Source organism: Actinomadura sp. 7K507 (genome assembly GCF_004348425.1).
GTDB lineage: Bacteria > Actinomycetota > Actinomycetes > Streptosporangiales > Streptosporangiaceae > Spirillospora.
This window is the reverse complement of record NZ_SMKK01000301.1, coordinates 1-9,801: the sequence shown is the minus strand read 5'-3', so window position 1 is coordinate 9,801 and position 9,801 is coordinate 1. Positions and strand designations below refer to the sequence as shown.

Here is a 9,801-nt window from a genome sequence, read left to right as displayed (position 1 = left end):
GGGCTCGCCGGGGCGTTGCGGGCCGCCGAGCTGGGGCTGGACGTGGTGGTCGTCGAGTCCAGTGAGCACTACCGGCGCGGCAACAACACCTCGATGTCCACGGCGATGTTCCCCGGGGCGGGATCCCGCTGGCAGACCGCCGAGGGGGTCGACGACTCGGCGGGACGGTTCGTCGACGACATCATGGCCAAGACCGGCGGGCAGGCCGACGGGCGGCTGGCCTGGACCCTTGCCGATGTCAGCGCGCCGCTCGTGGAGTGGATGGCCGACTCGCTTGAGCTGCCGCTGTCCCTGGTCACCGACTTCAACTACCCGGGCCATTCCGTCCCGCGCTGCCACTCGGTGCCGGGACGGCACGGCTCCACCGTGATCGACCACCTGGCCCGCCTGGCGCGGAGGCACCCGAACATCGACATGCTCGTCCCCGCCCGGCTGGTGGACGTGGCGACAGACGAGTCGGGGGCGGTCCAAGGCGCGGTGGTGCGCTACCCCGACGGCAGCCAGGAGGAGATCCCCACCGGAGCGGTGCTGCTGGCGACCAATGGCTTCGGCGCCGATGGCGAGCTGGTCGCCGAGCATCTGCCGGAGATCGCCGATGCGCTCTACCAGGGCAGCGACCAGTCGCTCGGCGACGCGCTGCGGATCGGGGCCCGGCTCGGCGCGGCCACCGGCTACCTGGACGCCTACCAGGGGCACGGCGCGGTCGCCGCGGGCGCGGGGACGCTGCTCGGCTGGGCGACGATCATCCACGGGGGGATCCTGGTCGACACCTCCGGGCGGCGGTTCGGCGACGAGACCCGCGGCTACTCCGAGTACGCCGCCGAACTCGCCGCCCGTCCCGGCGGCACCGGCTGGATCGTGATCGACGAAACGATCTACGAGCAGTGCCTGCCGTTCAAGGACTTCCGCGACGTCGTCGAGTCCGGCGTCATGGTGTGGGCCGATGACGCGGCCGGGCTCGCGGAGGTCACCGGGCTGCCCGCCACGGCACTCGCCGAGGAGCTGGAGGCGTCGGCGTCGGCGGCACGCGGGGAGCGCGCCGACGCGTTCGGACGCGTCCGGTGGGAGCGGCCGCTGGCCGGGCGCTACAGCGCGGTGCGCGTCCTGCCCGCCCTCTTCCACACGCAGGGCGGGCTGCTGGTCGACGAGCACGCCGCCGTCGTCGACCGCCGCGACCGTCCGATCCCCGGCCTGTACGCGGCGGGCGGTGCCGCGGCGAGCATCTCCGGCCACGGCGCGGCCGGGTACCTGCCCGGCAACGGGCTGCTGCCGGCGTTCGGGCTGGCCTACCTCGCCGCGAACGACGTCGCGCGCCGCGCCTCCACCTGAACACGCACCACCTGAACGGGCACCTCCTGAACACGCACCACCTGAACGGGCACCACCTGAACGGAGGGGCGGCGCGCGCTGCCTAACTCTGGCTCACCACAGTTCGGGGTCGTGCTCGGTGCGGACGGACGGGTTGAAGGCGTCCCGCAGCGCGTCCCCCAGCAGGTTGAAGGCGACCACGATCAGCATGATCGCCAGCCCCGGGAAGACCGTGGCCCACCAGGCGAGCCGGAGCGTGGTGCGGGAGTCGGCCAGCATTCCGCCGAGGGAGAAGTCCGGCGGCTGCACGCCGAGGGACAGCATGCTCAGCGCGCTCTCCACCAGGACCATGACGCCCGCGCTGGTCGACCACAGGATGATCACGGGGCCGAGCACGTTCGGGGCGATGTGCCGGAACAGGATCGCGGGCGTGCGGACGCCAACGGTGCGGGCGGCGGTCACGAACTCCATCCGCCGGGTCCGCGCGACGGAGTCGGCGATCGTGCGCGCGTAGTTCACCCAGGCCCAGAACGCCAGGACGGCCATCATCGCGCCGATGCCGGGTCCGATGACGGCGGCCAGAGCGACACCGACCGCGACGAACGGGATGGCGAACTGGATGTCGGCGAGGCGCATCAGCACCATGCCGATCGTGGTCTCGTAGTAGCCCGCGATCAGGCCGAGCACGAGGCCGAGCACCGCGGAGGCGGTGGCGGTCAGCACCCCGATCATCATGCTGAGCCGGAGCCCGTACAGCAGCCGGCTGAACACGTCGCGGCCCAGGGTGTCGGTGCCGAGCAGGTGCGACCCCGACGGGCCCCGGCTCGCCTCCGCGAGGTTCTGCGCGGTCGGGTCGTGCGGCGACAGGATCGGCGCGAACAGCGCGGCCAGCACCAGCAGACCCAGCAGGATGAGGGCCAGCCGTCCGGACGCGTCCGACCAGACCCGCGCCAGCGTCTCCACCGCCCGCGACCTGCTCCGGGCGGCCGGCCGGGGGACGTTCGTCTTCGTGATGGTCATACCGCCGCCTTCATACTGCGCCTTCATACTGCGCCTTCATACTGCGCCTTCATACCGCCGCCTTCGTGCGCAGCCGTGGGTCCACCAGGCGGACGATCATGTCCACGCCGATGTTGACCAGGGTGATGAGCATGGCCACGCAGAACACGCTGGCCTGCACCAGCGGGAAGTCCTGGTTGGTCACGCCGCGGATGAGCAGCGCGCCGAGGCCGTTGTAGTCGAGCAGCGGCTCCAGCACGAGCAGCGCGCTGAACAGGAACGAGAACTCGATGCCGAGCCAGGCCAGCATGGGCGGCAGCGCACCGGGGAGCGCGTGGCCGAGCAGGACCCGCCACGGCGCGACGCCCTTGGAGCGGGCGGTCAGCACGTATCCCTCGCCGAAGGAGTCGAGCAGCTGGCCGCGGGCCATCCGGGCGCTGGTCGACACGGCGGTGACGGTGAGGGCGACCACCGGGACGACCAGGCTGGCGTACCCGGTGTTGCCGGTCGCGGGGAGCCAGCCGAGGTTGAGGGCGAACAGCAGCACGAGCAGCAGCGCGAGCCAGAAGTACGGGATGCTTCCGGTCACGAACGTCGCGGCCATGATCAGCCGTCCGCTGGGGCGCCCGGGGCGCAGCGCCGCGACCACGCCGATGCCGAACGACAGCAGCACCGCCAGGACGATCGCCGGGACCACGATCCACAGGCTCGGGCCGACGCGTTCGACCACCATCTGCCAGGCGGGCTGGTCGAAGGCGAACGACCGGCCGAAGTCGAGGGTGAACGAGGCGCGCAGCGAGTCGAGGTACTGCACGGCCAGCGGCGCGTCCAGGCCGAGGCGTTCGCGGGTGGCGGCGAGGACCTCGTCGGACGCGTCGGGCGGCGACAGCAGCGTCGCGGGGTCGCCCGCCATCCGGGACAGGACGAACAGGAACGTCGTCACGCCCCAGATCACCAGGATCACCAGCAGCAGCCGCCGGACCAGGTAACCGATCATCGGGGCGCCGCCACCGACTCCAGCAGCCGCTCCAGGAAGAGGCGGCGCTCGGCCGCGAGCCGTTCCCTCGTCTCGGGGCCCGGCTGGTGCAGCTCGATGTCCTCGCGGGTGACGGACCCGCGCTCGCTCAGCAGCTCCTCCAGGACGGCGAAGCGGTCCCGCAGCACCCACACCTCGGAGGCGACCTCCATCAGCGCGTCGAACAGCGCGTCCATGGGGACGTTGCCGTCCAGGTAGACCGGACGGTCGGCGGCGAATCCTGGCATGGTGTCACCCGCCTTTCTACGTGAGCGTGGGAGCGGCCAGCGGCGGCGCCGCGGGCGCGTGGGCGTGGGCGTCGGTGCCGCCGGGGGTGAGGTCGCCGGGATAGTGGCAGGCCACCAGGCGGCCCGGGGCGGTCTCCTCCAGCGGCGGGACGTCGGTGGCGCAGCGGTCCCGCGCGATCGGGCACCGGGACCGGAACACGCAGCCGGACGGCCGGTCGACCGGCGAGGGGATGTCGCCGGAGGGGACGATCCGGTGCTCGGCGTCCCGGCGCATCGACACCAGCGTCGCGGCGTACGGGTGCAGGGGTTCGGCGAACAGTCGCGCGGTGTCCCCGACCTCGACCACCCGGCCCAGGTACATGACGGCCACGCGGTGCGCGAGGTGCCGGACGAGCCCGAGGTCGTGGGTGATGAACAGGTAGGAGAGGCCGAGGTCGCCCTGAAGGTCCTGGAGCAGGTTGACCACCTGCGCCTGGACGGACACGTCCAGCGAGGCGGTCGGCTCGTCGGCGATGATGAGCGACGGGTCGAGCATCAGCGCGCGGGCGATGCCGACGCGCTGGCGCTGCCCGCCGGACAGCTCGTGCGGGTACCGGCCGGCGAACGACGGGTCCAGCCCGACCCGCTCCATCATGGCCGCGACCGCCGGGCCGCGGGACGCGCCGTCCCCGGTCTTGTGGGTGCGATGGTGGGTGCGCAGCGGCTCGGCGAGGACGTCCCCGATCCGCTGGTAGGGGTTCAGGGAGGTCGAGGCGCTCTGGAACACCATCGCCATCCGGCGGCGGACCGCGCGGCGCAGCGCGGCGCCGCGCAGCGCGGTGATGTCGCCGCCCTCGAACTCGATCCTCCCGGCGGTGGGACGTTCCAGCCTGATCAGCAGGCGGGCGAGCGTCGACTTGCCGCTGCCGGATTCGCCGACGAGCCCGAGGGTCTCGCCGCGCCCGATCGACAGGGACACGCCGTCCACGGCGCGGAGCGTGCGGCCGCCCGGCACGCGGAAGTCCTTCACCAGCCCGTCGACCCCGGCCACTCGGTCGCCAGCCACTTGCTCGCCGGTCACTTGCTCGCCGGTCACTCGCTCGCTGGTCATGGGCGCTCCTTGGTCAGGACGGCGCGCTTCCCTGCCGCGACGGAGCCGTAGCCTTCGGCGCGGATGCACGCCACCAGGCGTCCGGGCGCCACCTCCCTGGCCTCCGGGTGGACGGTCGCGCACGCGTCGGCCGCGCTGGGGCAGCGTTCGGCGAACGCGCAGCCGAGAGGCTCCTCGGACGGCGACGGCGGCCGGCCCGCGATGGCGTGCAGCCGGCCCTCCCCCGCGAGTCCCGGCGCGGACCGCAGCAGCGCGTAGGTGTAGGGGTGCCGCGGCCGGGCGAGCACCTCGGCGGTCGGTCCCTGCTCGACGATCTCCCCCGCGTACATGACGACGAGCCGGTCGGCGATGTCCGCGATCACCTCCAGGTCGTGGGTGGCGATCACGATGGACAGGCCCAGCTCGCGGTTGAGGTCGCGCAGCAGCTCCAGGATCTGGGCCTGCGTGGTGACGTCCAGCGCGGTGGTCGGCTCGTCGCAGAACAGCACGTCCGGCCTGGCCACGAGCGCCATCGCGATGACGATGCGCTGGGCCTGCCCGCCGGAGATCTCGTGCGGGTGGCTGCGCATCCGCGCGGCCGGGTCGGGGATGCCGACGCGCCCGAGCGTCTCGCGGGCCAGCTCGCGGGCGGCGGACGCGGACAGCTCCGGGTCGGCGGTGCGCGCCGACTCGACGAGCTGCGCCCCGACCCGCTTCATCGGGTGCAGCGCCCGCCACGGGTCCTGGAACACGATCCGCGCCCGGCTTGCCCGCAGCCGCCGCAGCTCGCGTTTCGGCATGGCGAGCACGTCCTCGCCCGCGCACTCGATCGAACCGCTCACCTGGGCACCGGGCGGCAGCAGCCGCAGCGCCGCGAGAATGGACGTGGACTTGCCCGACCCCGACTCCCCGGCGACCGCGACGACCTCGCCGCGGCCGACACCGAACGTCACCCCGCGCAGCACCCGCAACTCGCCGCTCGCGGACGGCAGCGACACCCGCACGTCCCGCATCCCGAGCGCGGCGCCCGGCTTGGGCGGGCCGGTCATGACCGCGGCTCCGGTGGGCGGCGCGCGAACGTCACCCACGGGTAGGAGCCCGGCCCCATCCCCTCCTGCCGGACATCGGTGAACCCGGCCGCCTCCGCGACGGCCACCAGATCCGCCTGCGCGGCGGGCCGCCACCACGGCTCGTGGCCGTGCTCGGCGTCCCAGTCGTCCAGCCACGCCTGGTACGCGCCGCGCCGCCGGTACGGGGCCACGTCGGAGAACACCAGGTCGCCGCCCGGCCGCAGCAGCCGGAACGCCTCGGCGAACACCTTCTCGATCGCGTGCGGCGGCATCTCGTGCAGCAGGATGAACGAGGTCACCAGGTCGTGGCCGCCGGCGGGCAGGCCGGTGTCCTCGGCCGGGGCGCGCAGCAGGTCCCAGCGCAGGCCGCGGTCGGCGGCGCGGCGCTGCGCGTACCGCAGGGACGCGGCCGACAGGTCCACGCCCGTGACCCGCGCGTCCGGGTACCGCTCGGCGAGCTTGAGCGTGTACTGGCCCGTCCCGCAGCCCAGGTCGCAGATCGCGCCGTAGTCGTCGCGCGGCGCCGCGTCCGCGACCTTCGCGCGCTGCGTGAAGATGTCGCCGTACGCGGGCACCAGCAGGTACCGGTAGACCAGCTCGTGGTGGACGAACCCCATGTGCTCGTGGCCGTCCCACCCGCCGCGGGTGCCGTGGAACTCGTACTGCCAGTAGCGCGGGACGGCCTCGTCGCCCCGGTCGGCGATCTCGCCGGGGGCGGGCGCGGACGCGAAGCCGGTGAGGGCGTCGCGGCGCGCGGCGAAGGCGTCCTCGGCGCGCGGGGTGAGCACCCGCCGGTTCCAGCGCAGCGCGGCGCCGACGACGGACTGCTCGGCCGTCCCGTCCAGCTCCGCCGACACCGCCTCGCGAAGCAGGACGATGTCACCGCCGCCGTCACCACCGCCGTCGTCACCACCAGCGCCGTCACCACCAGCGTCGCCCCACCCGGCCGCCTGCGGCGACGCCTCCACGCGGGCGCGGACGCGCTCGCGCAGCGGCGCCAGCGCGGCCCGCGTCCCGGCGAGGAACTCCAGCTCGGCGCGGCCGCGCTGCTCCAGCACCACGGCCGGGTTCATGCCGTCCGGCACCGCGGTCATGCTCAGCCCTCCTGCTTGGCGACGCCGTCGAGTCGCAGCATCAGCCCGTTGCTGTTGTCGAACCCGGTCACGCCCTTGCGGTGGGCGCCGACCGTCGGCGCGCCGTAGGTGTAGAGGACGTAGGACTTGTCGAGCAGGTGCTTCGAGCACTCGACGAGCTTCTGCTCGCGCTTGGCCTTGTCCAGTTCGGTCTGCTGCGCGGACATGAGGTCGTCCCACTCGGCGTCCTCGACGAACGGCTTCTTGGACGAGGAGACGTGCGAGAACGGGCGGTCGGCGTCGAAGATGCCCGTGTAGGACGCGCCCCGGTAGAAGATGTGCGCGTCGGAACCGGCGCGGAACGTCTTCACCCAGACCGGCACCTCGACCGCGTTGATCTTCGGCTTGAAGCCGGCGGCCTTGAGCTGGGCGCCGATCGCCTCGTACAGCTTCTTGTAGAGCGACATCCCGAAGATCTCGATCTCCGCGCCCTCCGCGCCGGCGGACCGCAGCAGGCTCTTGGCCTCCTCCAGGTCGAACGCGGGGCGGCGGAGTTCCTTGCTGTAGCCGAGCACGCCCTCGACCGGGAGCTGCCCGTCCTCCAGTACCCCGGAGCCGTAGGTCATGGTGTCGATCAGCGCCTTCACGTCGAGCGCCTTGATCGCGGCCTGCCGGACGCGGACGTCGTCGAACGGCGCCTTGGTCGTGTTGAGCTGGAACATGTTCTGGTTGCCGCTGAAGTCGGTGGCGACCGTCAGATCGTCGTGGTTCGCCAGCGTCTTGATCGTTTCGGCGCCGAGGTTCTGCGCCGCGTCGATCTGCCCGGCCTCCAGCGCGGACGCCATCGCGCCCGGGTCGCTGAAGTACCGCAGAGTGATCTCCGAGGCCTTCGGCTTGGTGCCCCAGAAGCCGTCGAACGCGGCGAACTCGATGCCGCGGTCGACCGAGAAGCTCTCGATCTTGAACGGTCCCGAGCCGATCGGCGCCTTGGCGAACCCCTCCGCGCCCTTGCTCTCCCACTCCTTCTTGGGCACCACGAAGATCTGGCCGAGGCGGCTCAGCAGCAGCGGGTCCGGCTTGCTGGTCTCGACCTCCACGGTGGTGGCGTCCACCTTGCGGACTTCCTTGACCGACGGGATCAGGGACGCGAGCGCGTACTGCTCCGCGAGGACCTCGGTGATGCTGAAGACCACGTCGTCGGCCGTCACCGGGGCGCCGTTGTGGAACGTCGCGCCCGACCTCAGCTTGAACCGCCACACGGTGTCGCTCTTGCGCGTCCACTCCTGGGCGAGGCGCGGTTCCGCCTCGCCGGCGCCGCGCAACTGCCGCACCAGCGAGTCGAACGCGTTGAACTGGAACGTGGTGTACTGCTCCTGCATCGGGTTGAGCGTCTCTTCGACGACGACGGTCCCGATGGACAGCGCCTTCCGGCCGCCTCCGGACGCGGAGCCGCCGGGGCCGCCGCAGGCGCCGAGCAGGCTCGCGCCCGCCACCGCGCCGCCGAGCGCGAACCCGGCGCGCAGGAAGCTCCGACGGTCGAGCGCGTTGATGGCAGCAGAACTCTCGCCCACTGGCTGCTCCTTCCGATCATTCGAATCACCCCGGCACGGGGCGTACGGGGTCAGGCGGTGGGGGTGGCGGGGGTAGCCGCCCGCACCCGGGTGTCGGCGTCCAAGATCGCGCCGAAGACGCGGCCGACGAAGGCCGCTCGCTCCTCGCCGAGCTGCTCCAGCAGCTCGCCGGACGGGCGCAGCGCGTCGAGCGCGCCCTCGTCCAGGCAGCCGCGCTCGTGGAGGAGGTGCTCCAGGACATGGGTGCGGTCGCGCAGGATCCACACCTCCGACGCCAGCTCGGTGAGCATCCGGGCGATCTCGTCGAGCCGCTCGGACTCCAGGTACGCCGTCTTGTCCGGGTACGCCGTCTTGTCCGCCATCACGCCTCCTTGCGGGCCCTGACGACCCACGGGTAGTCGCCCTTGCCGAGGCCGTACGCCTCGACGTCGCCGAAACCGGCCTGCTTGACCAGGCCCGGCAGGTCGGTGTGCAGGAAGGAGCGCATGAACGGCTCGCCCCGGTGATCGGTCTCCCAGTCCAGGACGACCGACCGGAACGCGTCATTGCGCTCGAACGGGGCGATGTCGCCCATGACCAGGTCGCCGCCGGGCTCCAGGACCCGGAACATCTCCGCGAGGATCGCCTCGGTGGCCTTCGGCGGGGTCTCGTGGAACAGCGTGAAGATCGCGACGAGGTCGACGGAGGCGTCCGGGAGGCCGGTGTCCTCCGCGGCCGCCTGGATCAGCTCCCAAGACAGCCCCTCGTGCGCGGACCGCGCCCGCGCGTACTGGAGCTGGGTCTTCGACAGCTCCACGCCGACGTACTGCGCGTCCGGGAACTCCCTCGACAGGACGGCCGCGAACCGGCCGTTGCCGCAGCCCGCCTCCAGGACCCGCCGGTAGTCGCGGCGCGGCGCCTCCAGGGCGACCTGCGTGCGCTGGTCCATCAGGTTCTCGCCCGCGCGGACGGCGCCGACACCGCCGGGCATCAGCACGTACTTGTAGCCGAGGTCGCTGATGACCACGCCCATCAGGTCATGCCCGTCCCAGCCGCCGGTCGTCAGGTGGAAACCCGCGCTGTAATAGGCCGGGGGCACGAGGCCGGAATTGAGCGTCAGCGAGCCGGGGGCGTCGTCCGGTACGTCCAGCCAGTCCTCGATGACGGGACGGGCCCGCTCGGCGGCGGGAATGGACCGGACGTAGATCTCCTCGGCGACGTAGCGGGTCAGCAGCCGGTCGAACAGCCAGGGGCCGTAGCCGCCGAGCGACTCGGCCACCGAGCGGCGGCGGCCCTGGATGTCCGGGGGCGGGTCGGGGACCAGCGACGCGTACCGCGCCCCGGCTGCGGGCTGCAGCACCCCTCCGGCGTGGTGCTGCAGGGAGCCGAGGAACTCAAGGCCGGCGCGGTCGCGCTGCGCCACGGGCACGTCCATGGAACTCTCCTTTCGATCGGGGGTGGTTCGGGGG

The 9,801-nt window shown here is 72.7% G+C and carries 10 protein-coding genes; 1 reads left to right on the top strand and 9 read right to left on the bottom strand.

The features are described from left to right. Positions 1-1,329: FAD-binding protein (locus tag E1285_RS40150; RefSeq protein WP_132159843.1), on the top strand; the 1,329-nt coding region annotated here is incomplete at its 5' end. A gap of 93 nt (positions 1,330-1,422) precedes the next feature. On the opposite strand, the gene E1285_RS40145 is transcribed toward E1285_RS40150, so the two are convergent. The 9 genes from E1285_RS40145 to E1285_RS40105 are packed head-to-tail and all read right to left on the bottom strand — an operon-like array spanning position 1,423 to position 9,767. Then, the gene (locus tag E1285_RS40145) at positions 1,423-2,328 is read right to left on the bottom strand and encodes an ABC transporter permease (protein ID WP_165966954.1); all 906 of its coding nucleotides are present in this window, start codon (positions 2,326-2,328) and stop codon (positions 1,423-1,425) included. A gap of 49 nt (positions 2,329-2,377) precedes the next feature. Then, the gene (locus E1285_RS40140) at positions 2,378-3,304 is read right to left on the bottom strand and encodes an ABC transporter permease (protein WP_132159841.1); all 927 of its coding nucleotides are present in this window, start codon (positions 3,302-3,304) and stop codon (positions 2,378-2,380) included. After that, the gene (locus E1285_RS40135) at positions 3,301-3,570 is read right to left on the bottom strand and encodes a hypothetical protein (RefSeq protein WP_132159840.1); all 270 of its coding nucleotides are present in this window, start codon (positions 3,568-3,570) and stop codon (positions 3,301-3,303) included. The genes E1285_RS40140 and E1285_RS40135 overlap by 4 nt, the downstream gene beginning before the upstream one ends. A 16-nt stretch (positions 3,571-3,586) precedes the next feature. Continuing rightward, positions 3,587-4,660, bottom strand: coding sequence for an ABC transporter ATP-binding protein (locus E1285_RS40130; protein WP_132159839.1), 1,074 nt, complete (start codon positions 4,658-4,660; stop codon positions 3,587-3,589). Beyond that, positions 4,657-5,688 (bottom strand): ABC transporter ATP-binding protein, encoded by a 1,032-nt coding sequence (locus tag E1285_RS40125; RefSeq protein ID WP_132159838.1) that lies wholly within the window; start codon positions 5,686-5,688, stop codon positions 4,657-4,659. Before E1285_RS40125 ends, E1285_RS40130 begins: the two co-directional genes overlap by 4 nt. Continuing rightward, positions 5,685-6,803 (bottom strand): class I SAM-dependent methyltransferase, encoded by a 1,119-nt coding sequence (locus E1285_RS40120; protein ID WP_132159837.1) that lies wholly within the window; start codon positions 6,801-6,803, stop codon positions 5,685-5,687. Before E1285_RS40120 ends, E1285_RS40125 begins: the two co-directional genes overlap by 4 nt. 2 nt (positions 6,804-6,805) lie before the next feature. Then, positions 6,806-8,353 carry an ABC transporter substrate-binding protein gene (locus E1285_RS40115; protein ID WP_132159836.1) on the bottom strand — a complete coding sequence of 516 codons (1,548 nt, stop codon included), beginning with the start codon at positions 8,351-8,353 and terminating at the stop codon, positions 6,806-6,808. A gap of 50 nt (positions 8,354-8,403) precedes the next feature. After that, positions 8,404-8,715: a hypothetical protein gene (locus E1285_RS40110; RefSeq protein ID WP_132159835.1), complete on the bottom strand. Its 312-nt coding sequence runs from the start codon at positions 8,713-8,715 to the stop codon at positions 8,404-8,406. Further along, positions 8,715-9,767 carry a class I SAM-dependent methyltransferase gene (locus tag E1285_RS40105; protein ID WP_132159834.1) on the bottom strand — a complete coding sequence of 351 codons (1,053 nt, stop codon included), beginning with the start codon at positions 9,765-9,767 and terminating at the stop codon, positions 8,715-8,717. The genes E1285_RS40110 and E1285_RS40105 overlap by 1 nt, the downstream gene beginning before the upstream one ends. Between the last annotated feature and the right edge of the window lie 34 nt (positions 9,768-9,801).

What these genes read in the sequence shown, in the direction of transcription:
- E1285_RS40135 (WP_132159840.1), bottom strand. Translation starts at nt 3,570, where the DNA reads ATGCCAGGATTCGCCGCCGACCGTCCGGTCTACCTGGACGGCAACGTC.
- E1285_RS40140 (WP_132159841.1), bottom strand. Translation starts at nt 3,304, where the DNA reads ATGATCGGTTACCTGGTCCGGCGGCTGCTGCTGGTGATCCTGGTGATC.
- E1285_RS40125 (WP_132159838.1), bottom strand. Translation starts at nt 5,688, where the DNA reads ATGACCGGCCCGCCCAAGCCGGGCGCCGCGCTCGGGATGCGGGACGTG.
- E1285_RS40130 (WP_132159839.1), bottom strand. Translation starts at nt 4,660, where the DNA reads ATGACCAGCGAGCGAGTGACCGGCGAGCAAGTGACCGGCGAGCAAGTG.
- E1285_RS40120 (WP_132159837.1), bottom strand. Translation starts at nt 6,803, where the DNA reads ATGACCGCGGTGCCGGACGGCATGAACCCGGCCGTGGTGCTGGAGCAG.
- E1285_RS40145 (WP_165966954.1), bottom strand. Translation starts at nt 2,328, where the DNA reads ATGACCATCACGAAGACGAACGTCCCCCGGCCGGCCGCCCGGAGCAGG.
- E1285_RS40110 (WP_132159835.1), bottom strand. Translation starts at nt 8,715, where the DNA reads ATGGCGGACAAGACGGCGTACCCGGACAAGACGGCGTACCTGGAGTCC.
- E1285_RS40105 (WP_132159834.1), bottom strand. Translation starts at nt 9,767, where the DNA reads ATGGACGTGCCCGTGGCGCAGCGCGACCGCGCCGGCCTTGAGTTCCTC.